The sequence below is a fragment of the Xanthomonas hortorum genome, assembly GCF_011305375.1.
GTDB classification, from domain to species: domain Bacteria; phylum Pseudomonadota; class Gammaproteobacteria; order Xanthomonadales; family Xanthomonadaceae; genus Xanthomonas; species Xanthomonas hortorum_E.
In genome coordinates this window covers 70,246-96,306 of the sequence record NZ_VCME01000017.1, presented here as the reverse complement: position 1 = coordinate 96,306, position 26,061 = coordinate 70,246, and the positions used below count along the sequence as shown (strand labels likewise).

Genomic DNA, 26,061 nt, shown 5'->3' with positions numbered 1-26,061 from the left:
ACGGCTAGTCACGGCAGAACAACGGCGCCACCTTCGGGTGGCGTCGTTGTGTGTGGCGGGAACACGCCGCTACAGCCGCGTGACCTGGCATAAGCGGATCTGTCCCGCTTCCAGCCCGTGCGCCTCCGCCGCGCGACGACGCAACGCACACACCAATCCGGCGGCATCCAGCACGCCATCGGCAGGCACCTCCACGCTGTGGGCCAGTTGCCCCCACAGCACCGGCCGACCGTCGCAATAGCCTTCGTAGTCGGCGAAGTAATGCAGCTGGCGCAGCTCAGGTACCGACGTGGACATCGCCCCGGATCTCCGTGCAGCCCAGATGTTCCAACGCGATCTCCAGCCCGAGCAGATAGCTCTGCGCACAGTAGCCGCGCACCGTCGCAATGCGTTGCCCGAAACCCTCCGGCAGGCATCGCTCCGGCCGGTCTACGCTATCGTCATGGGCCTCCACGAACGGATACGGCAACGCGCTGAGCACGCGATGCAAGCGCACGCTGTCCACGCAACTGCCCGGATCGATCAACGCGATTTCCATCCGCGCCTGACCGGCCACACGCAATGCATCCAGCAACTCCTGCTCGGACCCGCAAGCACGCAGCGCCACCGTCTTGCCCGCATCCCCTGCGCACGCCACCAATTGCCGGATCACGGCACGCGGCAACGGCTGCGGACCACGCACCAGCGGCATCGCTGCTTCCGGCCCACGCACGATCATGATCGACATGTCGGTGTCCTCAGGCAGCAGCGCGCAACGGCGCGCGCAAGGTCGGCAAGCAACGCGCGGCAATCCCCAGCGACATCGCATACGCACGCGGCGCATCGCGCGGCGTGATCACCACCGCCAACGGTGCGTGCTGCGGATGCAGCCACGGCTCCAGTTCTTGGTCGGCATCGGTATGAAGCTCGATATACGGCGTAGGCAATGCATCCACGGCAACACGCAAGGCCCTCGCACAACTGCGCTCAGACAACGGCAGATCGCCCGAATCCAGCAACACCAGCTCCACCTCGGCATCGCCACCAGCCGCATGCAACCCAGCGATCAAACTATCTACATCAACACATGCCAGCGTACGCAGCGCACGGCCAGCACACTCGGGCAGCTGCAGCGGCGCCAATTGCGCCGGATCGGCCTGCGGACCACGCAAAATCAGGATACACATCGTGTTCGACTCAACGCACCACAGTGCGGGAGTGCCAAGGTAGATCTGCGTGGCGTAAAAAGACTATGCGCGCACCACTTGGCGGGCATAAAAAGTACGTAACGGCTTGCGCTCACCAGTCGAAACCGCACGACATGCAAGTGATGATGATGCTCAACGCACCTGGGGCTGAAAAGCGTTTACCCCCTGGGAACCTGGTCCCGCAGGGCGTGCAATTACCGCCTACGCATTTTCGAGTAATCGATTGCCAGCGCTACCATTAGCAACAATTCCGAGAAGAAAAACAGCTTCACTGTTTTGGCCAATGCCAAATCGACTCCAGACCACTGGAGTATCAGAAAGAACACGGAAAACAAGATGATGTAACCGACCTGATAAACGACAACTGTCCGAAGCCATCTTCTTCTCGCAGCCCTCATGCTGTGCTCGCCTGAATTACCTGGAAATCATTGTGTAACACCACTTACGGGTCAATCGTAAATCAGTCCGCCTGGAGTCATTTCTCACCACCACTCGGAAGCTACATGCCGACGCAACCGATATAACCTTCTATCCACGCAACAAAGATCTGCAAGCTACCAGCGGCAGACTTCGCAGATAGACCAGCAGTTTCCGCCAGCGAACTGTTGCCCCCTACTTCTCCCGCCGCCAGTTCACCGAGCCCTTGGTCTCCACTGTGCTCGATTCGGCTTCCACATCGAAGCCGCGGCTGAGCAGGTACTTCAGCGTCAGCACCGAGCCGCTGCCGACCATCGAGACGCCGTAGCCGACGTAGAGTTTGGGCGAGAGATACTTGCCGAAGCCCACCACCGAGCCGACGGTGCTGGATTCGCTCACCCCCGCTTCGTCCAGGCCGAGCTTGGCGCCGATCTGCGAGGCGATCAGGCTGCTGCCGGCCGAGAGCGCGGCCGAGGCGGCGCTGACCTGCTGGGTTTCGTCGCTGCTGGCGGTGGACAGGCCACGGCCGAGCACCAGGTACGACAGTGCTTCGGATTGCGACATCGCCGGTTCCGACCACACATCGGCACGTGGTGATTCGGCGCGGCCGCTGACGTCGATGCCGGCGGTGACGTCACCGATCTTGCGTTCGGCGCGCAGGCTCACGCGCGGGTCGGAGACGATGTTGTTGTTCCAGGTCAGCTGGCCGCGGCTGATGGTCAGATCCTGGCCATAGGCCTTGTAACGGCCACGTACATCAAGCCCACCGTTGGCGGTCATTTCGCGGCCCGGGCGCGCGCGGATCTGCATCTGCCCGCTCAGCCCACCCTTCAAGCCGAAGCCGCTCATGTTGACCTTGTCGCCGAGCACGATGGCCAGGTCCATATCCAGCGGCGAGGCTGGCGCGGCTTCCGGATCCACCGGGTCCAGCACCACCACGTCTTCGGACACCGAGGTGCCGCGATCCAGGCGTTCCAGGTCGATATCGGCTTCCGGTACGGTGACCTTGCCGCGCAACTGCATGGTGTTGTCGGTGATGCCGAACTGCATGTCCGGGTTGGCGATGATGCGCAACTCGCTGGTGTTGTAGGCCAGCACGTTGTCGCCGCGGATATTCAGCAGCAACGGCGTGGTGGTACCGAACCACGACAACCCGCCGTCGATGTTGAGCGTGCCCTCGCCCGACTTGGCCGATGCGGTGATCTTGGCCGAGCCATCCGGCAGAGCGTCGAAGCGGCCCTTGCCCTCGCTCAGGGTCAAACCCATCGACGGATATTCGGCAGTGAAGTTACTCAAGGTGGCATCGCCGCCCAGCAGCGGTTTGTCGCGGGTGCCGCGCAGGCTCACATGGCCTTCGACCAGACCCTTGGGCTGCACCACATCGGCCACCACCAGCTCCAGCCAGTACAAGCGCGACATATTGAGATACAGCTCGCCGTTGAGCGGCGCATACGCATCCCAACCAGTATTGAACTTGGCGTCGACAAAGCCGGCGCCCTGGAAACCGATACCGAGCTTGGCCTGGATCTGCTGCGGATTGAAATCGGCCTGCATGCTGAATTGGTCATAGCGCAGCAACTCACCGCGATTGGGGTTGCCGGCCACGGCCGCATAACGGGTTTCGCCCAGACGAATACCGCCCTCGGGCGAGGCGATGCGGAACGAGCCTTCCCACGCATTGCCGCGCGGCTTGAAGCTGCCATCGAGCGCGAGTTCGCCGCGCAGATAGATCTGTCGGCCTTGCTGCTTGGGCAACCACGGTTGCACCAGCGACAACGGCAATGCATCGCCGTGCACCACCATGCCTTCGCGCGGCCAGTTGGCACTGGCGCACAGCGCGCCGCCGGTGGCAGCGCCCAGGCAGGTATCGGACAAGGTAAATGCCGCGCCGTCGGTGCTGAACTGCGCCGGCTGCCGCAGCGCCCACGCAGCGCCCTTGGCCGGTGCAATCCGCAAGGTGCCAACCTGGCCCTGCCAACGCTCGCCGTTGCGACGCACATCGCCCTGCAGCGCGACGTTGGCCATGCTATTGGCGATGTCGGCGTCCAGGCGCAAGGCTTCCACCGCGCCACGTGCCTGCACGCGCACACTGTCCAGCACCACGCCGGCTTCGATCGCGGTGCCCTGCAATGCCAGTTGTCCATCGCTGCCGCGCCACGGCAACCGTCCACGCAAACTGATGCTCTGCGCGCTGTAGTCGTTCCAACGCAAGCCATTGCCGACGATGTCGGCAGTGATGTCGGGCGCGTCGCGACGGCCGCTGACCTGCAATTGCCCGCGCACCGTACCAGTGGCGCCGGGCAGCACATCGTCCAGCTGCAGCGGCTGCAGTTGCGCGGCGATGTCGAGCTGGTCGCCGACCTTGCCCTTGGCGTTGATGCGGCTATTGCCCAGCGACAGCTGCAATTCGCCCTCTCCCTGTTCGCCACGCAGGGCGAACTTGCCATTGGCCGACAGCGCGCGTTGACGCAGCTGGCCGGTCAGGGTCGGAATATCCGCAGTGGCTTCGAAGCCCGGCGATACGCCGCCGGCCGGTGCTGGCAACTGGCGACCCTTGGAGGCGACCTTGCCAGAGAGATTGCCGTTCCAACCCGGCGCGAAATAGCCCGGATCGAACTTGGCCAACTGCGCGGTGACATCCCATTGCAGCTCCGGCGTCCAGCCCACTTCGCCGGTGAGATCCAGCGAGCCGCCCGGGGTTTTGGCCTGCACCTGCTTGAGCTGTGCACGTTGATCGTTGCCGCGGCTGTCGAACACCAGCGCGGCCTGTTGCCCGTCGCGTTCCAGCGTGGCGCGGCCGATCGCCGCCCACGCCTTCAAGGTGCCGGCCACACCCAGACGCGCGTCGACCAATTCCACCGGCACAGCGGGCGCCTCGGGGGTGGCCGGGTCCGGCGTCGGGGTAAAGCGCAAACCGCTGGCATTGACCGCGAAACGGAAGCTCGGATTCTGGGTGTCGCGGAAATCCGCAGTACCACGCAACTGCGTACGGCCTTCGAACGTATCGATCACCAGCGGCTCGACCGTGATGACCTGGTCCAGCAGGCTGATATGCGAGGGCTGCAGCGTGGCGCTCAGCTCGCCTTGTTTGACGCTGCCTTGCAGATCGGCGCCGCCGCCCTTGCCGGAGGCTTGCAGGTTCAGCGCGATCGGCGTGGCCGGGGCGGCGTACTGCCCGTTGCTGGCCGGCATCAGCAGGGAGGTATCCAGCGCGTCGGTGAGCGCCTTGAACGTCCAGGTGGGATTGTCGCGCCCGGTAAACACCAGGCTGGCCTGCAGCGGTGCCGGCGCGCGGCCGGCGATGGCCACTTCCATCTTGTCCAGATCGCCGCGAGCGACCAGCCCCAGGCTGGCCGGCGTGCGCCCGCGTGCGGCCGGCAACACGGCGGTGGCGGTGAGGTCGGCGCGGTAATCGTCGTTGGGCACGTAGTCGCCGTGCAGGCGGAAGTCGCCCATGTCGGTATTGACCACCAGATTGCGCGTACGCAACTCGCCGGTCGCTACTTCCAGCCCGCCCTGCACTTTGTGCAGGACGATCATCGGCTGCTGCAGCTGAGTGATGCGCAGGTTGTCCACCGCGATCTTGTCGGCCTGGATCGCCAGCGGTACGTTGATCTGCGGCAACGATTCGGGCCAGCTCGGCAGCGTGAACGGTTCGTCGCTCTTGCCCAGATTCAAGGTGGCATTGCTGACCTGCACCGCATCCAGCTGCAGCTTGCGGCCGAGCAACGGGCGCAGGTCAGGTTCCAGATAAACGCGCTCGGCGGTGAAATGGATGTCCTGATAGCGGAAATCGACATCGCGCAAGGTCAGCGGACCGGCGACCGGGCCTTCGACCTTGCCGTAAGTAAACGTGGCACCGACCGGCAAGCGCGCCACCACTTGCGCCAGCAGCACATCGCGCCCGGCCACGGTCTGCAGCAACCAGTACACCGCGATCAGGGCCAGCAGCACCAATCCCAGCACGGTCAAGCCCGAGCCCACCCAGAACCGGCGGCGGCGATAGAAACGCGCGCGGCGCGGTGCGGGGGTCGGCGTAGGCGTGCTCACAGGTTGGCCCCGATATCGATATAGAGCTGAAACTGCGAGTCGGGGTCGTTCAGGCCATGCGCGATGTCCACGCGCACCGGTCCCACTGGCGAGCGCCAACGCAGACCGAAGCCGATACCGGTATGCCAGTCGGGCGTGTCGTCGAAGGCGCTGCCGCTATCGACAAACACCGCGCCGCCCCATGGGCCGCCCTTGAGGTAATGCTCGTACTCGGCGCTGGCGGTGACCACGTTCTTGGCACCGAGTGCGAATTCGTCCGGCCTGGGCGTGCGTGGGCCGACTTCGCGGAACGCATAACCGCGGATGCTGTTGGCGCCACCGGCAAAGAAGCGCAGGCTCGGCGGCATCGCCACCAGATCGCTGGTCCAGGTGGTGCCGCCTTCGCCGCGCAGGATCACCCGGCCGTTGTCGCCGGCACCCAGAAACCAGCGCAACTGGCCGTAGACCTGACCGAAGTTGGTGTCCGAGCCGGCGCCTTCGGCACCGCCGCGGATGAACGCCTGCCCGGACACGCCACTGCGCGGAAACAGGCGGTCGTCGACGTTGACGTAGTTCACCTGCAACTGCGGATAGACCAGCGTGGAAGTCTCGTACACCGCACCTTCGAAATCGTCGCCACTGCTGAAACGCCAGCGCTCGCGCAAGGCGTTGATCGAGGCGATCGCGCTCCAGCGCTCGTTGATCTGGCCGCTGCGGCTGCCGGTGAGTTTGACGTTGCGCAGGTCGATGTAGTCGGTCTGTTCGTCGTATAGCCGCGCCGAGGCGGTGTACCAGCCATCCAGCCAACGGAACGCCGGCACACGGTAACTGGTGGTCAGGCTCTTGCGGTTCTGCGCGTAATCCAGCTGCGTGTCCATCTTGTGGCCGCGCGAATTCACGTAGCGCCGCTCCACGCCGCCACGCACACCGGCGCCGCTCTCGCTGCCGTAGCTCAAGCCGGAGGTGTAGACGGTGCGCTTGGCGCGAGTGAGCTTGACCTCCACCGGCACGCGGCCCTGGTCGTCGGCGTCTTCGGGCTTGGGCTGGATGTCGATGGTGCTGAAGTAATCGAGTTTGGTCAGCGACTCACGCAGGCGATCCAGCTTGCCTTCGTGGTAGTAGCTGCCTTCGTCCCAGTACACCAACGGGTCGAACAGGCCTTCGCGGAAGTAGTCGTAATCGAAGTGCACCTTGCCCATGTCGTAGCGGCGGCCGCTGTCCCAGTTCAAATCGATATCGGCGGCATGCTCGGCACGGGTGACGGCAACGCGGCGTTGAGTGAAGTCGGCATCGAAATAGCCACGCTCGGCCAGACGACGGGTGATGCGCACCTTGCTGGCTTCGTACTGCGGGTGGCTGAAGACCTGGCCTTCGTGCGGCTCGAACTGCTTGAGGTCCTGGCCCAGGTAGCGGTCCTGCTCGGCCCAGCCAGTGATGGAGATATGCGACTGCCGCACCCGCACCGGCTCGCCACGCTCTACCGTGATCACCACCGTGACCTTGTCGCCTTCGCGCGGTGCAGCCAGTTCGATGGTCGGCGAGTAATAGCCGAAAGGCTCCAACGCCTCACGCGTCTGCCGCTCGGCCTGCGCCAGCAAATACTCGATGCGCGACTCGCCCTGCTCCTTGCCGACAGCCTCATAAAGAGACAGGGAGACTTCGATGTTCTCGATCATCTCGGCGTCGTCGTCGCCGTCCAAGCCTTTGATTTCGATCTTGTCGATGGTTCCGCGGGCAGCCGCTTGCAGCGGAACGAGCAGAGTGCACACCAGGGAGAGAGCAAACACGACTTTAAGCATCGGCAAAGGATACCCAGCCTGGGCGTGAAGGGACAAAAAATCTAAGCAATCTCGACTATACGGACGCGCATGCGCTGGTTAGAGTCGGGGTGTTGTTAACGTTTCGTTGACAGCATGCCAAGCGGCCCTCCCCCGGATTGCCGCGCGCCCTGTTCCACACCTTTGGAGAGAGAGGTTTTCATGAAGCGTCATCTATTGGTCAATGCCGTCTGCGCCGCCCTTGCATTCCCGTCGCTTGCCCTGCCGTCGCTTGCGATCGCACAGAACAAGGACGAAGTGACCGAATTGAACAAGGTCACCGTGACAGGCTCGTTGATTCCGCGGTCGCAGGTCGAAACGGCCAGCCCGGTGTTCTCCATCACCGCCCAGGACATCCAACGCCGCGGCTTCAAGGATGTTTACGACGTGCTGCGCTCGCAGCCGATGGCCACCGGCTCGGTGCAGGACGGCCAGTTCAGTGGCGGCTTCACTGCCGGCGCCAAATCGCTGAGCCTGCTCGGGCTGGACCCCGGCTTCACCCTGGTGCTGATCGACGGCCGGCCGATGGCCGACTACCCGCTGCTCTACAACGGCCAGAGCAACTTCGTCGATTTGGCCAGCGTGCCGGTGGGCATGGTCGAACGCATCGACGTGGCGCCCGGCAACCAGTCCTCGATCTACGGCTCCAGCGCCATTGCCGGTGTGGTCAATATCATCCTGAAGAAGCACGTCGACGGCGTGCAGATGAATTACCGCATGGGCACCTACGACGGTGGTGGCGGCAACAACCAGCGCTTCCAGCTCACCGGCGGCAGCACCCTCGGCAAGGCCGATATCGTCTGGGGCCTGCAGCTCAACAATCAGGACCCGATCTACGGCTACCAGCGGCGCGATTTCGATTCCACCTCCGACAATCCGGACCCGACCCTGCGCTATGGCTCGCGCATCGCACTGCACAACACGCCAACCACTTACATTGACCCGGGTGCCGCAAACTGCGATGCACTGGGCCCGCTGTTCAACGGCTCGGTGCAATACGACAACCGCGCCAATCGCGGCAACTTCTGCAGCAGCCGCACCGAGCCCGGTTACGCCAGCATCCTCAACAAGGAACGCAGCGCCAGCGGCTATGCCAACCTGACCTACGCCTTCAACGACAACACCCAAGGCTACGCAACGCTGCTGCTCAATCGCACCAAGGTGGAGGTCAACGGCGGCTCGCGCTTCTGGCAGACCTCGTCCGACACCGGTGGCTTGTTCTACAACCAGGACAGCCAGCAGCTGGAAGGCTACCAGCGCATCTTCGCGCCCGAAGAAGCCGGTAGCCCGACCTTCAACAACGACCGCCAGACCGCCGATTCCTACAACATCGCCGCTGGCATCAAGGGCGGGCTGGGCGCCAGCAACTGGACCTACGATGCGTACTATGCGCGCGCCGAGTACCGCATCGACAGCCGCCAGCAATGGCCGTTGGCCGATCGCATCGAAGACTTCTTCCGCGAACAGTTCCTGGGCGCGCCACAGGGCGACTTCTCCGGCTACCCGATCTATTCGCCCAACGATGCCAACTTCTATCGCGCGTTGACGCCGGCGCAGTACCGCAGCTTCAACGACGAGATCCGCACCAAGTCCAGGACCTGGAACCAGAACGTCAACCTGCAACTCACCAACACCGAGTTGTTCAGTCTGCCGGCCGGCGCCGTGGGTGTGGCCGGCGTGCTGCAGGCCGGCAACCAATACTGGGAAAACCCGACCGATCAACGCGTCATCGCTGGCGATTTCTATCAGCTGACCGGCACTCAGGGCCGCGGCAAGCGCGAGAATTGGGCGGCGGCGTTCGAAACGCGCGTGCCGATCCTGAGCACGCTCACCGCCAACCTGTCTGGCCGCTTCGACGACTACAAGAATCAGGGCGGTGGTAGCGATTCCAAGTTCACCTACAAGGCCGCGCTGGAATTCCGCCCTACCGATTCGCTGTTGTTCCGCGGCAACTACGCCACCGCGTTCAAGGCACCGGACATGGCGTTCACCTTTGCCGGCGACAGCGGCTTCTTCCAGGGTGTCAACGACTACTACCGCTGCGCGCTCGAAGAACCCGGCGTGCCGATCGCCGACTGCACTTACGCCGGCACCAGCATCCAGGGGCGCCGTGCCGGCAATCCCGAGCTGCAGTCGATCACCGCCAAGTCCTTCGGCTATGGCGTGGTGTGGTCGCCCAGCGCGCGCTTCAGCGTCAATGCCGACTACTACAACATCAAGATCGACCAGAAAGTCAGCGACCTGAGCACCGACAATCTGTTGCAGACCGAATCGGCCTGCCGCCTGGGAAGCCTGGATATCGGCTCGCCAACCTGCGTGGATGCGTTGTCACGCATTGATCGCACCGCAGCCGATGCCCCGGTTCCGAACCGCTTGAGCAACATCCGCATCAACCCGGTCAATATCTCCAACGAGGAAATCTCCGGCGTGCTCAGCAAGGCGACGTACAACCTGGCCACCGAATCCTGGGGCCTGTTTGTCTTCGACGCGCAGTACAACTTGACGCTCAAGCACGAAAGCCAGCAGTTCCCGCAAGATCCGGTGCGCGACCTGCTCAGCGAGCCGTTCTTCTCGTCCGAGTTCCGCAGCATCGTCAATGCCTCGGTGACGTGGCAGAAAGATGCATGGACCACCACGTTGTTCGGTCAACGCAATGGCCGCACGCCCAACTTCGTCGCGCAACAAAGCACCGATGGTTATGCGGTGGAAGGCGCACGCAAGGTCGGCGCGTGGACCACGCTCAATGCAACGCTGGATTACGCGGTCAACGACGACATCTCGCTGACGGCGACAGTCAACAACCTGGCCGACACCCGGCCGCCGCGCGACCGTACCTACACCAGCTACCCGTACTACAACATCTTCAACTACACCGGTTACGGCCGTTCCTACATGTTGGAATTGAACTGGCGCTTCGGCGCGCACTGAGTCACTGCGTTGCAGTCGGCCAGCGGCAGCCACAACGGCTGCCGCTGGCGTTTTTGGCCCGGGCACGTTTGGGGCAGGCACGTTCGGGGCAAGCAACACGCATCAGTCAGTTGTCCATCTGCTACCAAGGCAAAGCGTCCAAGGCGTCGCACGCGTCGTCGCAGCCCGATTGCCTGCTGCACACCTGGGCAGAGTGCGTCGGACGTGCAAACAGATTGAAGGCACGCGCAGGTCTTCAGGCGTGGCGCCTCAGATCTGTCCGGCCCCGCTAACGCAAGCCCACGTCGATCAGGCCTGCCTGCAACAGCGTCTGCCGCAGCGGCTCCAGCTGTGTGGCATAGCGCCGCCATTCCTCCACGTTGCGCCCGTGCACACCCTCGCGCACCTGCACGCTGCTGAGCGTTGCCGACGCGGCCGCATTGCGGGTGATATCAATCTGCCCAGGCTCGATCTCCAACCCAAAGCGCAGCATCAACTGCTCCAGCACCGTAGACGGATCACGCACCATCTGCGCGTAGTCCACATCGATCACCCGGCCCGGCAACGCCGCGCGCCATTGCGCCATCAACCCGTGATACGCCTGATAGTGACGCGCCAGCGTGTGCAGGTCGTAGCTGTAGGCATAGGAATCACCGAACAGCGCGCGGTAATTGGAGAAACACACCGCCATCGGCTCGCGCACCAGATGCACGATCAACGCACCTGGCAAGGCACGCGCGATCGCGCCGATCGCCACCGCATTGGTTGGCAACTTATCGATGTACCAGCGCGCCGATCCGGCACGCCACTGCGTCTGTTCCAGATAGCGCGCGCCGATCTGCGCATAATCCAGCGTGGGAAGCGCCTGCAGCAGGCGCGCATCCAGCAGGCTGCGGCCGGCCTGGTCGGCGCCCCAGCGCAACTGATGGCCGAAGTCGTTCAATTCGCCGGCCGACACGATCTGCGAATGATTGCCCAGCATCCGCTCCAGCACCGTGGTGCCCGAGCGCGGCAAACCGAGCACGAAGATCGGTTGCGGGCCTTGTGCATTGGTAGATTCCTGCGCGGCGAACACGCCTTGTTCGGCCAATGCGCCCAACTGCGTGTACAACGCTGCTTCTGCGTCGGCATCGTGACGCAAGCGCGCATGCATCACCGCATTGCCATGCTGCAGGGCCTCCCAGGCGGCATCTGTCTGGCCGAGATCTTCCAGCTCCTTGTACAGCGCGAACGCCAGCCCGGCGCGATCTTCGCTGTCGGGCTTGGCGAGCTGCAGCTGCTGACGTAACTGATCGAGATGATTGCTGCTTGCAGTCTGACGGCGTAGCCGCGCACGCGTCAGCGCGGCGCGGCCATAGCCCGGCGACAGCGCCAATGCGCGATCCAACGCCTGCGCTGCATCGTCTAGGCGATTATTGAATTGCAGTTGCACCGCAAGAAAGAAGCGGAAGTCAGCACCATCGAAACCACAGGCCTGCGCGCGCTGCATCATCGCCAGTGCTTCGACATGTTCGCCGAGCGATTGATGCACATGCGCGAGCAGCGCCAGCGTGGCGCCGTCCTGGCACTGCATCACCGACGGATGCCGCAGCAACGCATGCAGTTCGCGATGCTCGCCGACGCGCAACAAGGCTTGCGCCACGCGGCAACGCATTGCCACGTCGTCGCCGAGGTATCTGGCGGCAGGCCGTAACTGCGCAACCGCCTCGCGCATCCTGCCGTTGGCCAGCACGGTGCCGGCCAGCAGCACGCGTGCGGACACGTGTGTGGGTTCCACTTCCAGCAGCGCCTGCAATGCAGACGCCGCCACACCCAGGTCGCGACGTGCCAACGCGGCCTGGGCGGTCTGCCAGTGCACCGCGCCGGCGGACGCTGCCATCAGTTGGACAGATGCTCGATGGCGGCGACGCTGCCGAGGCGGTCGCCGAGCTTCTTCAGCAACGCGAGCCGATTGGCGCGCAGCTGCGCGTCTTCGGCATTGACCATTACTCCATCGAAGAACGCATCGACCTGCGGGCGCAGGCGCGCCAGACGCGCGAGCACCGCAACATAGTCGTGGCGGTGCAGCGCATCGCCGGTGTCGCCGATGGCCGCTTCCACTGCTTCGGCCAGCGCTTCTTCGGCCGGTTCGCGCAGCAGGCTGGTGTCGATATCGCCGGGAATCTCGCCCTCGACCTTGCGCAGAATATTGCGGATGCGCTTGTTGGCTGCGGCCAGGGCCTCGGCTTCGGGCAGTGTGGCGAAAATGCCGATCGCATCGATGCGGCGGTCGAAGTCGTAGAGGGAGCCGTGGGTCGCGCCCAGGTGCGCTCCTACGCCAAGCGCTGTAGGAGCGCCCTCGGGCGCGACCGAGAACAAGGCAGCGACTGCATTGAAGTGGGTGGCTGGTACGCCTTTGTCTGCGTAGTAGCCGCGTAGGCGGTCGAGGATGAAGTCAAAGATTTCGTCCGCGAGTTCGTGGTCATTCGCCATGTGCCCTCCCCCGACTTGCACCTCGGCGACTTTGACGCCTTTGCCTTCGGCAGTGATAGCGTCAGCTTGTTGCTTGGCTGCCTTGGTAAACAAGATCGCAGTGCTGGAAGAACGGACAGCGGCAACCAATGCGCCGCGCAAATCGAGATCAAATCCGCTCTCAATGATTGTCCGCGCCAACCCCAACGCATTACGCCGCAGCGCAAACGGATCTTTGTTGCCGGTCGGCTTCAAGCCGGCCGCAAAGCCACCGGCCAACGTATCCAACCGCTCGGCAATCGCCAACACCTTGCCCAACGGCGACAACGCAATATCGTCGCCGGCAAAACGGGGTTGGTACGCTTCATCAATCGCCAGCGAAATCTCGCCAGGCTCGCCAGCCGCCTTGGCGTAATGCCGGCCGGCAATGCCCTGCAATTCCGGGAATTCGTTGACCATGCGCGACTGCAGATCGTTCTTGGCCAATTCCGCGGCGCGACGCGCCTGCACCGGATCGGCACCAACCTGCGGAGCAATTACTTCGGCCAGCGCAGCCACACGCGCCACCTTGTCGGCCACCGTGCCCAGCTTGGCCTGATACGTGACGCTGGCCAGGCCCGTCCCCATCGCCTCCAGCCCCTGCTTGAGGTCTTCGTCGAAGAAGAACTTGGCATCGGCAAAACGCGGACGGATCACCCGCTCGTAGCCCTTGGCGACTTCGGCCACATCCTTGGAGACGATATTGGCGATGCCGATGAACTGCTCGGTCAACTTGCCGCCGGCATCCAGCACCGGGAAGAACTTCTGGTTGATTTCCATGGTTTCGATCAACGCTTCCTGCGGCACCGCCAGAAAATCGCGCTCGAAGCTGCACAGCACCGCCGACGGCCACTCGACCAGGTTGACCACCTGCTGCAGATTGTCCTCGCTGATGCGCGCGCTACCACCGGCCTGCTTGGCGGCCGCTTCGACTTCTTCCACGATGCGCGCACGGCGTGCGTCCGCATCCACCAGCACGTGCGCGGCGCGCAGCGCCTCGACGTAATCGCCCGGTGCGGCAAGCGAGACTTCGCCCTGATGCATGAAGCGGTGCCCGCGGGTGAGGCGATCGCCACGCACGCCCAGCAACTCGGCCGGAATCACCGCATCGCCGAACAGCAACACCAGCCACTGCACCGGCCGCGCGAAGGCGTATTCGTGCGCGCCCCAGCGCATCGGTTTCGGGATCGGCATGGCGTCGATGGCTTCGCGCAGGATCTCCGGCAACAAATCGGCGGTGCGCGCGCCCGGCGTCACCGCGCGATGCACGAAGCGCTCGCCCTTGGCATCGCTGGTGCGCTCCAGCGCGGTCCAGTCGATCCCGGCCTTGGCTGCGAAACCACTCAGCGCCTTGGTCGGCTTGCCTTCGGCATCCAGTGCGATGTTGAGATACGGGCCCAGCACTTCGGAACGCTGCTCGGGCTGCTCGGTGGCCACGCCCGGCAGCAGCACCGCCAGACGGCGCGGTGTGGACAGCGGCTTGGCGTCGCCACGGGTGACCGCGACGCCGCGCTTTTCCAGACCGTGCAGCACGCCATCGAAGAAAGCCTGCGCCAGACCCGGCAGCGCCTTGACCGGCAGCTCTTCGGTGCCCAGTTCGATCAGCAGGGGAAGTTGTTCGCTCATAAGACGTGGACCTTTACGTGTTCCCTTCTCCCGTCGGGAGAAGGTGCCTCGAAGAGGCGGATGAGGGTACGGGCGAAGCCTATGGAGTTTGAGTGCACGAGGGCTTCGCCTCCGTACCCTCACCCCAACCCCTCTCCCGGTGGGAGAGGGGCTTGCTGGTCCTTCTCCCGTCGGGAGAAGGTGCCCCGAAGGGGCGGATGAGGGTACGGGCGAAGCTCTGTGGAGTTTGGGTGCATGAGGGCTACGCCCCGTACCCTCACCCCAACCCCTCTCCCGGCGGGAGAGGGGCTCGGTTACTTCTTTACCCCGGGGAACCCCAGCTTCTCCCGTTGCGCGTAATACGCCTGCGCCACGCCTTGCGACAACGTGCGCACGCGCAGGATGTAGCGCTGGCGTTCGGTCACGCTGATCGCGCGGCGCGCGTCCAGCAGATTGAACGCGTGGCTGGCCTTGGTCACCTGCTCATACGCCGGCAGCGGCAAGCCGACCTCGATCAACTGCTTGGCCTCGGCTTCGCAGGCATCGAAGCGGTGGAACAGCTCGGCCACATTGGCATGCTCGAAGTTGTAGGCGCTCTGCTCCACTTCGTTCTGGTGGTACACATCGCCGTAGCTCACAGGGGTGCCGTCCGGGCCGTAGGTCCACACCAGGTCGTAGACGTTGTCGCAGCTCTGCAGATACATGCACAGCCGTTCCAGCCCATAGGTGATCTCGCCCAGCACCGGTTTGCACTCCAGCCCGCCAGCCTGCTGGAAGTAGGTGAACTGCGTGACCTCCATACCGTTGAGCCAGACTTCCCAGCCCAGGCCCCAGGCGCCGAGGGTCGGCGATTCCCAGTTGTCTTCGACAAAGCGCAGATCGTGCACCAGCGGGTCGATGCCCAGCGCCTGCAACGAGCCCAGATACAGGTCCTGGATGTTGTCCGGGTTGGGCTTCATCGCCACCTGGTACTGGTAATAGCGCTGCAGGCGATTGGGGTTTTCGCCGTAGCGGCCGTCGGTGGGGCGGCGCGAGGGCTGCACGTAGGCCGCATTCCACGGCTCCGGTCCCAGCGCGCGCAGGAAGGTGGCCGGATGGAACGTGCCCGCGCCCACTTCCAGGTCCAGCGGCTGGATCAGCACGCAGCCTTGTTCGGCCCAGTACTGGTTGAGGGTCTGGATCAGGCCCTGAAAAGTGATTGGAACGCGCCGGGAATCGGACATGCAGCAAGGGCCGTGCGGAAGGGGTGCGCTAGTATACCGGCCGACCCGCAGCGCTTTGCCGCGGAGCACCGCGGCAGGGGAACATCGAGCATGGAACAGCGGCGTACGGCCGATCCGGACAATGCAGTGGCACTGCTGCCACGCGGCCGGCTGATGTTCGACCCGGTCGCTGCCGCGTTGCTTGCCGATGGCATGGTGGTGCCGCACGAACACGAGCGCGTGCAGTTCTCTGCCGCCGGCGTACGCAACGCCAGCGAAGTGCATCCGCTGGTGCTGCTGGCCAACCTCAAGCTGCATGCCGCGCAACCGCCGGCCGGCGAACTCGGCCTGGAACGGCTGACCGAATGGATGGCCACCCGCACTGGTTTGCGTTATCTGCGCATCGATCCCACCCGCATCGATGTGGCCGCCGTCACCGGCGTGGTGTCGCATGCCTACGCACGCCGCCACCGCATCCTACCGCTGGCACTGGATGCCGAACGCGTGCTGATCGCCACCAGCGAACCGCTGGCGCTGGAATGGCTGGCAGATGTGCAGCATCTGAGCCGGCGTCGGATCGAGCTGGCGCTGATCAACCCGCTGGACCTGCATCGCTACACGATGGAGTTCTTCGGCGTGACCCAATCGGTGCGCGGCGCGCGCGGCGATGTCCGTAGCGCCGAACCGGGCGCGGGCCTGCCCAGTTTCGAGCAACTGGTGGAACTGGGCCGCGCTGGCGACGTCAATGCCGACGACCACCACATCGTGCATATCGTCGACTGGCTGCTGCAATACGCCTACGAGCAGCGCGCGAGCGACATTCATCTGGAGCCGCGCCGCGAAGCCGGGCGCATGCGCTTCCGCATCGATGGCGTGCTGCACAAGGTGCTGGAAGTGCCGCCGTCGGTGATGACCGCGGTGGTCAGCCGCATCAAGGTGCTGGGCCGCATGGACCTGGCCGAACGCCGCCGCCCGCAGGACGGCCGCATCAAGACCCGCTCGCCGGGCGGGCGCGAGGTGGAAATGCGCCTGTCCACGATGCCTACCGCATTCGGCGAGAAGTGCGTGATGCGCATCTTCGACCCGGATTCGGCGTTCAAGAGCATCGAGCAACTCGGCTTCAGCCCCGAAGAAGCGGCCGGCTGGAGCGCACTAGTCGAGCGCCCGCACGGCATCGTGCTGGTCACCGGCCCGACCGGCTCGGGCAAGACCACCACGCTGTATTCCACGCTCAAGCGCCTGGCCACGCCGGATGTGAACGTGTGCAGCGTGGAAGACCCGATCGAAATGATCGCGCCGGAATTCAACCAGATGCAGGTCCAGCAGAACATCGATCTGGATTTCGCCAGCGGCGTGCGCACGCTGCTGCGGCAGGACCCGGACATCATCATGATCGGCGAAATCCGCGACCTGGAAACCGCGCAGATGGCGGTGCAGGCCTCGCTCACCGGGCATCTGGTGCTGTCGACGCTGCACACCAACGACGCCGCCTCGGCGATCACCCGTTTGCTGGATCTGGGCGTGCCGCATTACCTAGTGGCGTCCACGCTCAACGGCGTGCTGGCGCAACGCCTGGTGCGCACCTTGTGCGTGCACTGCAAGCGCCCGCACACGCTCAGCGACGACGACTGGGCGGCGATCCGTGAGCCGGGCGAAGCGCTGCCGGAGGTGCTCAACGTGCACGCCCCGGTCGGCTGCCTGGAATGCCGCCGCACCGGCTATCTGGGGCGTGTGGGTTTGTACGAATTGCTGCCGGTAACCCCGCGCCTGCGCAGCCTGATCCGCGCCGACACCGACCTGGCCAGCTTTAGCCACGCCGCTCGCGGCGAGGGCTTGCGCACGTTGCGGCGGACGGGCCTGGAGAAGGTCGCCGCCGGGCAGACCACGGTGGAAGAAGTGTTGTCGGTGTTGCCGCCTCGCGAGTAGCGGATTGCGGGGGTTTGCACCGTTATCGGCGCAGGCAACCCTCACCCCAACCCCTCTCCCGCAGGGAGAGGGGCTCACTCCGCGCGCCGGCCCGCGCTTGCGACGCGGGCGCTCCAAGGCACGCGCGCCAGCGGCGCGCAAGCGGTGCCCTCTCTCCCGGCAGAGAGAGGGGCCTGCTCCCTTCTCCCAACGTTGCTCCCTTCTCCCTGCGAACGTTGTTCCCTTCTCCCTGCGGGAGAAGGTGCCCGAAGGGCGGATGAGGGGACGTCAGCACGCACATGCCGCAATCGGCAGAGAATTCGGCCTCACCATTGATCAGCTACACGGCACGGCCGAGGACGGCCGGATCAGTGGCGCAGCGATCGCTGCGGCAACCAAGTCGGGGACCAACGTGACCCAAACCATCTCCGCCATCACTGCGCTTACCCACACAGTGCGCGTGGCCAGCTCCCCGCCCAGCCAGCAAATCATCAACACATAGCCATCCGGCATAACCTTAGCTGGATGCGTTGGCTCGCCAGTTGAAAAAAACCGGCTGGAGCTGCATACAATCGGGCACATCAGTCGCCGCTGGATTTTTCGACCGCATGTCCGCCTTGCCGTTCCTGATCATCGAAACCGGGCACCCCGTGCCGGAGATGAAGCGATACGGCCGTTTTCCGCACTGGATCCGCGTGGCAGCCGGGCTGGCCGAGCGTGAGACCGTGGTCATCGATGTCGCCAACGGCGATCGCCTGCCGGATCGCGACGGCTTTGCCGGCACCATCGTCAGCGGCTCGGCCGCCTATGTCACCGACCGCGCCGAGTGGAGCGAACGCAGCGCCGACTGGCTGCGCGAGGCTGCCCACCAGGGCATGCCGCTGCTGGGCATCTGCTACGGGCATCAGCTGCTGGCGCATGCGCTGGGCGGCGAGGTCGATTACAACCCGGCCGGGCGCGAGTCCGGCACCATCGCGCTGGAACTGCACCCGCCGGCCGAGCAGGACCCCTTGTTTGCCGGCCTGCCGGCGCATTTCCCCGCACACGCCACGCATATGCAAACCGTGGTGCGCGCACCCGATGGCGCCATCGTGCTGGCGCATTCGCGCCAGGACCGCTGCCATGCGTTCCGCTGGGGCCAGGCCACCTGGGGCGTGCAGTTCCATCCGGAGTTCGCCACCCACCACATGCGCGGCTATGTGCAGGCGCGCGCCGAGTGCATCGCCCGCCACGGCCACTGCGCGCGTACGGTCGCCCGCGAGGTCACCGCCGCGCCGATCGCCCGCAAGCTGCTGCGCCGCTTCGTGCATCACGCACGCGGCCTGCAAACAGTGATCGCTCATCCCGCCGCGCACACGTAAAAGCAGCGATAATCGCCACACGCCGGATGGTCCGGTGCGTGTCGATCCGGAATGGGAATGAGCGAAATCCGCAAGGTGCCGGCGTCTGCCGGCGCAGAATGGCTGTTGACCGGTTTCTCGCTGCTGAAGCGGGCGCCGCTGGCGCTTGGCTCACTGGGGGTGATCTGGAGCGTGACCGCCACCCTGGTGGTGTCGCTTTCGGTGCTGGTGCCGCTGCTCGGCCCGGCGTTGCAGTTCCTGCTGGTGCTGGCCGGCCCGTTGTTCATGGGCGGCATGCTGTGGGCGATCCGCGAGGTGGACGAAGGCCGCATCGCCAAACCGTCGCATCTGCTGCACGGCCTGCAGGACGGCCGCGCGCCGCATCTGCTGGTGTCGCTGCTGCCGCAGCTGATCGCCGGCCTGCTGCTGGGCGTGCTGCTGCTGGTGATGATCGGCGCCAACGGGCTGCAGCAATTGTCCGAGGTGATGGTCAAGATCAACCAGATCAGCCAGTCCGGCGCGCAGCCGGACCCGGTGCAGATCGAGCAGCTCGCCGCCAGCCTGCCGGCCGGCCGCATCCTGCTATGGCTGCTGCTGACCATTGCCACCTTTGCGGCAATGACGCTGGCGCTATTCGTGATGCCGCCGCAGGTGATGTTCGACCGCAGCACCGGCGGCCACGCGCTGCGCGAGAGCCTGCGCGCCAGCCTGCACAACCTGCCGGCGATGCTGGTGTTTTTCGTGCTGGCCTTCATCGCCATCTTCGCGATCTATTTCGCAGTGATGATCGTGGCGCTGATCGTCGGCCTGGTCGCCGGCCAGACCGTGGCGATGTGGCTGGCCCAGCTATTGCTGATGGCCGTGCTGATGCCGGTGTTTGCAGGCTCGGTCTACGCCGCCTGGAAGCAGATGTTCACGCACGAAGGCGCCGTTGCACAGCCGGCCCCTCCGTCGCGCCCGGACGTGTTTGCCGCCTGAAGTGTAGGAGCGCACTCGTGCGCGAAGAAGCTTTCCCGGGAAAGCCTCTATCGCGCCCGGGTGCGCTCCTACGATGAGCGGCACGTTCAGTGCCCGCTCGCACATGCGTTGGCGTGACGCCTTGTGCAAGAAGGCGTCCATTTCGCACACACAGCCCTCAGTTCTGACACGTCAAACACTGTGCTTTGGCTATCAAACGCGTGTGTGCGTGCTTGCGACCGGATCACTCGGGATCGTAGGAGCGCGCTTGCGCGCGATGGAGCTTTCCCGGGAAAGCTTCATCGCGCACAAGTGCGCTCCTACAAGGGGAGGCCCGGCACTGTCGGTGCCTGACGCGGGGCGCGCTAGGCGGCTTTCGGTCCGACCGCGCGTGAGGCAACGATGCCGAGCTCGTAGAGCAGGCACATCGGGATCGCGAGCATCAGCTGCGAGACCACGTCCGGCGGGGTGAGGACCGCGGCCAGGATGAAGATGCCGACGATGGCGTAGCCACGGCCTTCGCTCAGTTGCTTGGGCGTGACCCAGCCCAGCAGCACCAGGATCACCAGCGCCACCGGCAACTCGAAGCTCGCGCCGAAGGCGAAGAAGATCGCCAGCACGAAATCCAGATAGGAATTGGCGTCCGGCGTGATCGCGATCACGTCCGGCTTGAACGTGGTCAGGAAGTGGAACACCGCCGGCAACACCAGGAAATACGCGAAGGCGCAGCCGATATAGAACAGCGCCACCGCCGAGGCCAGCAGCGGAAACGCCAGCTTCTTCTCGCGCTGATACAGGCCCGGCGCCACGAACGCCCAGGCCTGATACAGCAGCCACGGCACGCTGAAGAACACCGCCACGAAGAAGGTCAGCTTGAGCGGGGCGAAGAACGCGCCGGCCGGATTCATCGCGATCATCGTCTGCCCCAGTGGCAGCTGCGAAATCAGCGGCGCGGCCAGCCAGGAATAGATCGCGCGGGAGAACGGCAGCAGCGCCAACAGCACCACGCCCAGGCCGATCAGGGCGCGTACCAGGCGCGCGCGTAACTCGACCAGATGCTCGATCAGACTGCTTTCGGCCTGTGCGTCGTCGAACAGGCTCACGGCTGCTTCTCCTGGATCTTGGTCGGCTCGGTCAGCTCGGTCAGCTCGGTCAGCTCGGTCGGCCCAGTCGGCTCAGTCGGCTCAGTCGGTGCCTTCAGCGTGCTTGGCTCCATCGGCGTGGTGGTGACCGGCGTCTGAGCCTGCGCGCTGGTGCTGCTGAGATGCGCTGCATGCGGTGCCGGCACCACAGAGTCATGTGGAGCCGGCACCAATGTCTGATGGGGCGCCGGGGCGATTGGCTGTGCCTGCGCAATCACCGGTGCCGCAGCCGCTGGTGCAGCGACGGCGGCCACTGCCGGCGTTCCTGCCGCCGATGTACCTACGACCGACTCGGCATCGGCCCCGGCCGACAGATCCGCATGCGCCAGCTCCAGCGGCGTCGCCACCGGTGTCGCACTGCTGCGGATATCGATATCGCGACCCACCTCGTCATGCAGCGCGCGGGCGCCCTGCTCCAGGTGCTGCTGCTTGTTGCGCAACTGGTCTTCGGCCTCGCGCAGCGAGGTCTGCACGTCCTGCAGGCTGCGCTTGAGCTCTTCGGCTTCCAGCTCACGCTCCAGTTCCTGCTTGACCGAATCCCATTGCATGCGCGCGCGGCGCACCCACAGTCCGGCAAACCGGGCCGCCTTGGGTAAACGCTCGGGACCGAGCACCACCAGGGCGACGATCGCGATCAGCGTCAGTTCGCCAACACCTATGTCAAACACCGACGCCGCTCCGGATCAACGCGCGTCGCGGTCGCGCTCGGCCTGCGCCTCACGCGCCTGCTCGGCCGTGCGTGCGTCGTCGCCGAGCTTTGCGGCCGGCTTGTCGTCGTCGTGCATGCCTTTCTTGAATTCCTTGACCGCGCTGCCGAGATCCTTGGCACCGCTGGTGAGCCGCTTGGTACCGAACACCAGCAACACGATCACCAGCACGATCAGCCAGTGCCAAATGCTGAAACCGCCCATGATCTGCTCGCTTGCTGAAAAGAAGGAAGACGCAGGATACCCCAGCGCACCGCGCAGGGGGATGACAGCGGTTTAGCGGTTGCCGTCCAGCGATTCGGTGCGAATTTCGCCATCGGAGACCGGCTGGAATCCCTGCTGCGGCGGCGGCGTGGTGCTGGGCTGCATCGGCACGGTGCTGGCCTCGTTGGCCGGCGGCGGCGGTGTGCTCGCGGCCTGTGCCGGTGGCGGGGTTTGCGGACGCGGTGCAGGTGCGGTGCCCTCGGCGGCGCCGTCGGTGCCGCGATTGGCGCGCGCGGTGTAAGTGGCCTCTTCCAGGCGATCGCGGAAAGCGATCACGTCAGTGGACGCGCGCTCGTTGGTGCGGCCTTCGAAGATCATGCGCGGGGTGGCGCCGCCACCGTAGGCATTCAGATCGGCGGCATCGTCGATTTGCAGGATCGCGCCATCCAGTGCGACCCCGGCGAACAGGCCGCGCGCGCGCGACCACGACCAGATTTCGGCCTTGAGCTGGCCGTCGGTGGCGGCTGCGGCATTGCGGCCGACCGGGCCGGCGGCCACGCCGGCATCGGCGCCGAGGGTGAATTTGCCGTTGACGATGTTGTCCAGGCTGCGGTCGTTGCGGAACACCAGCACCACGTCGGAGGACTGCACGCCTGCCTGGAAACCGATGCTGCCGCCGGTGAGCTTGACGAATACCGGCTGCGACCAGCTGCCGTCGGCGTTCTTCATCGACATCAGGCCGTGGCCGCGACGGCCGCCGATCACCAGACCGGCCTTGAGCGTGTCGGGGATGACCACGATGGCGCGTGCCTCGTCGAGCAGCTTGTCCGGGATGGCCTGCTCGGGGATCTTCATGATCTCGTTGAGCACGCGAACCGCGTTACGCGCGCGCTGGTCCTCTTCCGGGCCGGCAACGGCATGGCCGGCGGCGAAGGTCAGCGACAACAACAGGGCCAGGCGCGACAAACGGGGCATGACAAGCTCCAAAGGACGATCCGTCAAAGATAGCAATGGCGCGACGTTAGTGGTGGCGCAATGAATCGGTGGTGAGCGCAACCGGGCGATCAAGAGGCCGTCAATCAGGTCGATCGGTGCGCTGTCCTCGGCAGCGCTGCTGCGCTCTGCCAGAATGCCCGGCATGAATACCACCTCCGATACCGCCCTGCTGGTCGTCAATCTCGGCACGCCCGAGTCGCCCACCGCCCCGGCCGTGCGCCGCTACCTGGCCGAGTTCCTCAGCGACCGCCGCGTGGTCGCGATCCCGCCGCTGTTCTGGAAGCCGCTGCTGTACGGGGTGATCCTGCCGATCCGGGGGCCCAAGTCGGCGGAGAAATACGCCAAGGTGTGGTTGCCGGACGGCTCGCCGCTGGCGGTTTACACGCGCCGCCTGGCCGAGGGCCTGAAAGAGGTCATGCCGGATTGGCACGTGGAATGGGCCATGCGTTACGGCCAGCCGGCGCTGCGCAAGACGCTGGACGGCCTGCGTGCGCGCGGCATCAAGCGCATCGTGGTGCTGCCGCTGTATCCGCAGTATTCGACCACCACCACCGCCTCGATCCAGGACGTGATCGATGCCTGGCGCCCGAGCGCGCCGGAGATCGCGGTGGAGGTGATCCAGGACTATTGCGAAGACGCCGGCTGGGTCGCAGCGATCGCCGATTCGATCCGTGCGCACTGGCAGGCGCACGGGCGCAGCGAGAAGCTGATGTTCTCCTTCCACGGGCTGCCGCAGCGCGTGGCCAATGCCGGCGACCCGTACCCGCAGCAATGCGAGCGCAGCGCGCAGGCGATTGTCGCCGCGCTTGGCCTGGGCGCGGACGACTGGGAGATGGGGTACCAGTCGCGCTTCGGCGCGGAGCGCTGGCTGCAGCCCTACGCCGAACCGACGCTGTGGAAACTGGCCGAAGGTGGCGTGCGCAGCTTCGATCTGGTCTGCCCGGGCTTTGCCACCGATTGCCTGGAAACGCTGGAAGAAGTGGCCTTGGGCTTTGCCGAAACGCTGGCCGAGCGTAACGCCACACTGAGTTATATCCCGTGTCTCAACGCCAGCCCGGCACATGCGCAGGCACTGGCCGCGTTGGCACGTCGCGTATGAGGTTGGAGCCGTTTGCGTGCGACCTGGACATTGGCCGGATCACAGGGTTACGCAATCACGCGCGGGGCCCGCGCCGGATGTTGGCACTGCATGGCTGGCTCGACAACGCGGCCAGCTTTCTACCGCTGAGCGCGCACCTGCACGCGCAGGATCTGGATCTGGTGCTGCTCGATCTACCTGGTCATGGCCATAGCGCGTGGTTGCCGACCGGTGCCGAATACACGCTCAGCAGCGCGATCGGGATTCTGCTGCAGGTGGCCGATGCGCTGGGATGGGAGCGCTTCAGCGTGCTCGGCCACTCGCTGGGCGGCGGCGTTGCCAGCCTGCTCGCGGCCGCAGCGCCGGAACGCGTGGAAGCCTTGATCGCGATCGAAGCATTGGGCGCGCTGGCCGAGCCGGTGGAAAGCACCGCCACCCGCCTGCGCGATGCAGTGGCCTCGGCACGCACGCTGGCGCAGCGGCCGCTGCGGGTGTTTCCATCAATGGAGATGCCGGTACGCGCACGCATGATGGCCAACCAGCTCACCGAACCGGCCGCACGCCTGCTGGTGGAGCGCGGCGTGCGCGCGGTGGAAGGCGGCTATAGCTGGTGCAGCGACCCGCGCCTGACCCTGCCGACGGCGATCCGCATGACCGAAGCGCAGATCGACGTGCTGCTGGCCTCCATCGCCTGCCCGACCCAGGCCATCTTCGCCACGCCGGCGCAGGTGTATTTCCCGGATGCGTTACGCGACCACCGTGTAGCGCTGATGCGCGATGCGCGCCTGCATCTTCTGCCGGGCACGCACCACGTGCATATGGAAACGCCTGAGGCGGTGGCGGCCGTGATCAATGGGTTTTTGGCTGAGTTGTCGCCGCGCGAGTGATAGTGGGTGCGGGTTGTGCCTGCAAGCAAACACGCATTGCCATCGCAGCATGGGTGTCATCAGGTTTGTGACGGGCGGTGCGACACACCGCCCATCACTCGGCCTGCAACAACCGCCGCAACTGCGCCTTGAGCTGGCGGCCGTGTTCGTGGAAATAGCTGCGTTCGTCGCGCCAGGCAGGAAAGCGCTGCTCCACTTCGGCCCAGAACGCGGGCGAGTGATTGGCCTGTACCAGATGGCAGAGCTCGTGCACCAGCACGTATTCGAACGCGGACGGGCGGCCGAGCACCAGCGCCAGATCCAACGCCATCGAGCCATCGGGTGCGAGCGAGCCCCACTGCGAGGACATCACCTTCAGCCGCACCCGTGCCGGTGCGCGCGGCAAACCTGGCAGATAGCTCGGTAGCCAACGGCCGACATCGGCACGTGCCTGTGCTTCGTAAAATTCCTTCAACGTGCGGCGCAGACCTGCATCGCCCAGTCGTGTGGGCACATGGAATTGCGCGCCGTCATCAGTGAGTTCGATGCGTGCGTAGCGCCCGTCGTGCCAGCTCAGCGGCAGCAAGGCGCCGCGTAACGGCAGCAGCCCCGGCACGCCACGCTCCAGCGCGGGGAAGGCATCCACCTGCTGATAGCGCGACAGCTGCGTGCTCAGCCACTCCAGGTGCGCCAGCAAAAACCGTTCGCCGGAAATCAGGCTGGCGCGGATCGGCAGCGTCAGCCGGGCGCCGCGTTCGTCCACGCTGAGCTTGATGCGCCGCGCACGCGGGTCGCGCACGCGCAGCACCTCGATCTGGCGCCCTTCCAGTTCAAGACGCACGCAGTCGCGTTCGACAAGCTGCGGTGTGGGCGCGATGAGGCGGCGGACGGGCTTGAACATGGGCACAGGATAGCGCTGCGATGTGTCAGGTGGTGAGATGGAATGATTGAGACATTCGATGACGGCGCGCGTGATCTTTGGTGCACTTCATCCATCACGCCATACTTGGCGCAATGCGCAAGGCGCAGCTCAACGTGCCCTCAACCGCTCGGCTTGGGAACATCCAAACAAAGCTGGCGCTCAAGCTCTCGGTTGTCTTGAGAGGTGGTTAAACGGTGTGGATGCGTCTGTTGTTGGGCGGCTGATCTGCGGCTTGGCTGCAGGGCCCTTGCCCGCCCACCATCGCGGGACACGCCGCAAGTACTTTTACG

The 26,061-nt window shown here is 65.1% G+C and carries 19 protein-coding genes; 6 read left to right on the top strand and 13 right to left on the bottom strand.

The window, feature by feature from the left end:
- Nucleotides 1–69: 69 nt before the first annotated feature.
- The 5 genes from FFY45_RS15640 to FFY45_RS15620 all read right to left on the bottom strand — a co-directional run bounded on the left by FFY45_RS15640 (nucleotide 70) and on the right by FFY45_RS15620 (nucleotide 7,432).
- Nucleotides 70–297, bottom strand: coding sequence for a hypothetical protein (locus FFY45_RS15640; RefSeq protein WP_006449106.1), 228 nt, complete (start codon nucleotides 295–297; stop codon nucleotides 70–72).
- Entirely contained in the window at nucleotides 278–727 is a 450-nt protein-coding gene (locus FFY45_RS15635) for a type II 3-dehydroquinate dehydratase (RefSeq protein WP_176341126.1), read from the bottom strand. The genes FFY45_RS15640 and FFY45_RS15635 overlap by 20 nt, the downstream gene beginning before the upstream one ends.
- A 10-nt stretch (nucleotides 728–737) precedes the next feature.
- Entirely contained in the window at nucleotides 738–1,166 is a 429-nt protein-coding gene (locus tag FFY45_RS15630; RefSeq protein ID WP_176341125.1) for a hypothetical protein, read from the bottom strand.
- 633 nt (nucleotides 1,167–1,799) lie between these two features.
- Nucleotides 1,800–5,654, bottom strand: coding sequence for a translocation/assembly module TamB domain-containing protein (locus tag FFY45_RS15625; protein WP_176341124.1), 3,855 nt, complete (start codon nucleotides 5,652–5,654; stop codon nucleotides 1,800–1,802).
- Nucleotides 5,651–7,432, bottom strand: coding sequence for an autotransporter assembly complex protein TamA (locus FFY45_RS15620; RefSeq protein WP_176341123.1), 1,782 nt, complete (start codon nucleotides 7,430–7,432; stop codon nucleotides 5,651–5,653). The genes FFY45_RS15625 and FFY45_RS15620 overlap by 4 nt, the downstream gene beginning before the upstream one ends.
- Nucleotides 7,433–7,612: 180 nt before the next feature.
- On the opposite strand from FFY45_RS15620, the gene FFY45_RS15615 reads away from it, so the two are divergent.
- Nucleotides 7,613–10,378, top strand: a complete 2,766-nt coding sequence (locus tag FFY45_RS15615) for a TonB-dependent receptor domain-containing protein (protein ID WP_255171996.1) — start codon at nucleotides 7,613–7,615, stop codon at nucleotides 10,376–10,378.
- 268 nt (nucleotides 10,379–10,646) lie between these two features.
- Here the strand turns inward: FFY45_RS15615 and FFY45_RS15610 are convergent, their stop codons facing one another.
- The 3 genes from FFY45_RS15610 to glyQ all read right to left on the bottom strand — a co-directional run bounded on the left by FFY45_RS15610 (nucleotide 10,647) and on the right by glyQ (nucleotide 15,675).
- Nucleotides 10,647–12,236, bottom strand: a complete 1,590-nt coding sequence (locus tag FFY45_RS15610) for a tetratricopeptide repeat-containing sulfotransferase family protein (protein WP_176341122.1) — start codon at nucleotides 12,234–12,236, stop codon at nucleotides 10,647–10,649.
- Nucleotides 12,236–14,473, bottom strand: coding sequence for a glycine--tRNA ligase subunit beta (gene glyS / locus FFY45_RS15605; RefSeq protein ID WP_176341121.1), 2,238 nt, complete (start codon nucleotides 14,471–14,473; stop codon nucleotides 12,236–12,238). Before glyS ends, FFY45_RS15610 begins: the two co-directional genes overlap by 1 nt.
- Before the next feature lie 293 nt (nucleotides 14,474–14,766).
- Entirely contained in the window at nucleotides 14,767–15,675 is a 909-nt protein-coding gene (gene glyQ / locus FFY45_RS15600; protein WP_006449095.1) for a glycine--tRNA ligase subunit alpha, read from the bottom strand.
- A 90-nt stretch (nucleotides 15,676–15,765) separates the two neighbouring features.
- Here glyQ and FFY45_RS15595 point away from each other — a divergent pair, with 90 nt between their 5' ends.
- From FFY45_RS15595 to FFY45_RS15585, 3 genes are all read left to right on the top strand, one after another.
- Nucleotides 15,766–17,580 carry a GspE/PulE family protein gene (locus tag FFY45_RS15595; protein ID WP_176341120.1) on the top strand — a complete coding sequence of 605 codons (1,815 nt, stop codon included), beginning with the start codon at nucleotides 15,766–15,768 and terminating at the stop codon, nucleotides 17,578–17,580.
- 587 nt (nucleotides 17,581–18,167) lie between these two features.
- Nucleotides 18,168–18,920 (top strand): glutamine amidotransferase, encoded by a 753-nt coding sequence (locus FFY45_RS15590; RefSeq protein ID WP_115039110.1) that lies wholly within the window; start codon nucleotides 18,168–18,170, stop codon nucleotides 18,918–18,920.
- Between the two features lie 57 nt (nucleotides 18,921–18,977).
- The gene (locus FFY45_RS15585; RefSeq protein ID WP_115039108.1) at nucleotides 18,978–19,877 is read left to right on the top strand and encodes a BPSS1780 family membrane protein; all 900 of its coding nucleotides are present in this window, start codon (nucleotides 18,978–18,980) and stop codon (nucleotides 19,875–19,877) included.
- A 344-nt stretch (nucleotides 19,878–20,221) separates the two neighbouring features.
- Here FFY45_RS15585 and tatC read toward each other — a convergent pair whose 3' ends face one another.
- The 4 genes from tatC to FFY45_RS15565 form a co-directional block, all read right to left on the bottom strand.
- Complete coding sequence (tatC, locus tag FFY45_RS15580) at nucleotides 20,222–20,959, bottom strand: twin-arginine translocase subunit TatC (protein WP_006449088.1); 738 nt, start codon at nucleotides 20,957–20,959, stop codon at nucleotides 20,222–20,224.
- A complete protein-coding gene (tatB, locus tag FFY45_RS15575; RefSeq protein WP_343204111.1) occupies nucleotides 20,956–21,666 on the bottom strand; it encodes a Sec-independent protein translocase protein TatB in 711 nt (236 codons plus the stop codon). Before tatB ends, tatC begins: the two co-directional genes overlap by 4 nt.
- A gap of 15 nt (nucleotides 21,667–21,681) precedes the next feature.
- Entirely contained in the window at nucleotides 21,682–21,909 is a 228-nt protein-coding gene (gene tatA, locus FFY45_RS15570; RefSeq protein ID WP_006449086.1) for a Sec-independent protein translocase subunit TatA, read from the bottom strand.
- A 72-nt stretch (nucleotides 21,910–21,981) separates the two neighbouring features.
- On the bottom strand, nucleotides 21,982–22,884 hold the full coding sequence (locus FFY45_RS15565) for a lipid-binding SYLF domain-containing protein (RefSeq protein ID WP_176341119.1): 903 nt from the start codon (nucleotides 22,882–22,884) through the stop codon (nucleotides 21,982–21,984).
- Between the two features lie 154 nt (nucleotides 22,885–23,038).
- On the opposite strand from FFY45_RS15565, the gene hemH reads away from it, so the two are divergent.
- Nucleotides 23,039–24,004, top strand: coding sequence for a ferrochelatase (gene hemH / locus FFY45_RS15560; RefSeq protein ID WP_176341118.1), 966 nt, complete (start codon nucleotides 23,039–23,041; stop codon nucleotides 24,002–24,004).
- A 2-nt stretch (nucleotides 24,005–24,006) separates the two neighbouring features.
- A complete protein-coding gene (locus FFY45_RS15555) occupies nucleotides 24,007–24,870 on the top strand; it encodes an alpha/beta fold hydrolase (protein ID WP_176341139.1) in 864 nt (287 codons plus the stop codon).
- A gap of 94 nt (nucleotides 24,871–24,964) precedes the next feature.
- Here the strand turns inward: FFY45_RS15555 and FFY45_RS15550 are convergent, their stop codons facing one another.
- Nucleotides 24,965–25,750 (bottom strand): YgjP family zinc-dependent metalloprotease, encoded by a 786-nt coding sequence (locus FFY45_RS15550; RefSeq protein ID WP_176341117.1) that lies wholly within the window; start codon nucleotides 25,748–25,750, stop codon nucleotides 24,965–24,967.
- Nucleotides 25,751–26,061: the final 311 nt, after the last annotated feature.

Coding starts and splice junctions, on each gene's coding strand:
- FFY45_RS15640 (WP_006449106.1), bottom strand. CDS start 297: ATGTCCACGTCGGTACCTGAGCTGCGCCAGCTGCATTACTTCGCCGAC.
- FFY45_RS15635 (WP_176341126.1), bottom strand. CDS start 727: ATGTCGATCATGATCGTGCGTGGGCCGGAAGCAGCGATGCCGCTGGTG.
- FFY45_RS15630 (WP_176341125.1), bottom strand. CDS start 1,166: ATGTGTATCCTGATTTTGCGTGGTCCGCAGGCCGATCCGGCGCAATTG.
- FFY45_RS15620 (WP_176341123.1), bottom strand. CDS start 7,432: ATGCTTAAAGTCGTGTTTGCTCTCTCCCTGGTGTGCACTCTGCTCGTT.
- FFY45_RS15615 (WP_255171996.1), top strand. CDS start 7,613: ATGAAGCGTCATCTATTGGTCAATGCCGTCTGCGCCGCCCTTGCATTC.
- FFY45_RS15610 (WP_176341122.1), bottom strand. CDS start 12,236: ATGGCAGCGTCCGCCGGCGCGGTGCACTGGCAGACCGCCCAGGCCGCG.
- glyS (WP_176341121.1), bottom strand. CDS start 14,473: ATGAGCGAACAACTTCCCCTGCTGATCGAACTGGGCACCGAAGAGCTG.
- glyQ (WP_006449095.1), bottom strand. CDS start 15,675: ATGTCCGATTCCCGGCGCGTTCCAATCACTTTTCAGGGCCTGATCCAG.
- FFY45_RS15595 (WP_176341120.1), top strand. CDS start 15,766: ATGGAACAGCGGCGTACGGCCGATCCGGACAATGCAGTGGCACTGCTG.
- FFY45_RS15590 (WP_115039110.1), top strand. CDS start 18,168: ATGTCCGCCTTGCCGTTCCTGATCATCGAAACCGGGCACCCCGTGCCG.
- FFY45_RS15585 (WP_115039108.1), top strand. CDS start 18,978: ATGAGCGAAATCCGCAAGGTGCCGGCGTCTGCCGGCGCAGAATGGCTG.
- tatA (WP_006449086.1), bottom strand. CDS start 21,909: ATGGGCGGTTTCAGCATTTGGCACTGGCTGATCGTGCTGGTGATCGTG.
- FFY45_RS15565 (WP_176341119.1), bottom strand. CDS start 22,884: ATGCCCCGTTTGTCGCGCCTGGCCCTGTTGTTGTCGCTGACCTTCGCC.
- hemH (WP_176341118.1), top strand. CDS start 23,039: ATGCCCGGCATGAATACCACCTCCGATACCGCCCTGCTGGTCGTCAAT.
- FFY45_RS15550 (WP_176341117.1), bottom strand. CDS start 25,750: ATGTTCAAGCCCGTCCGCCGCCTCATCGCGCCCACACCGCAGCTTGTC.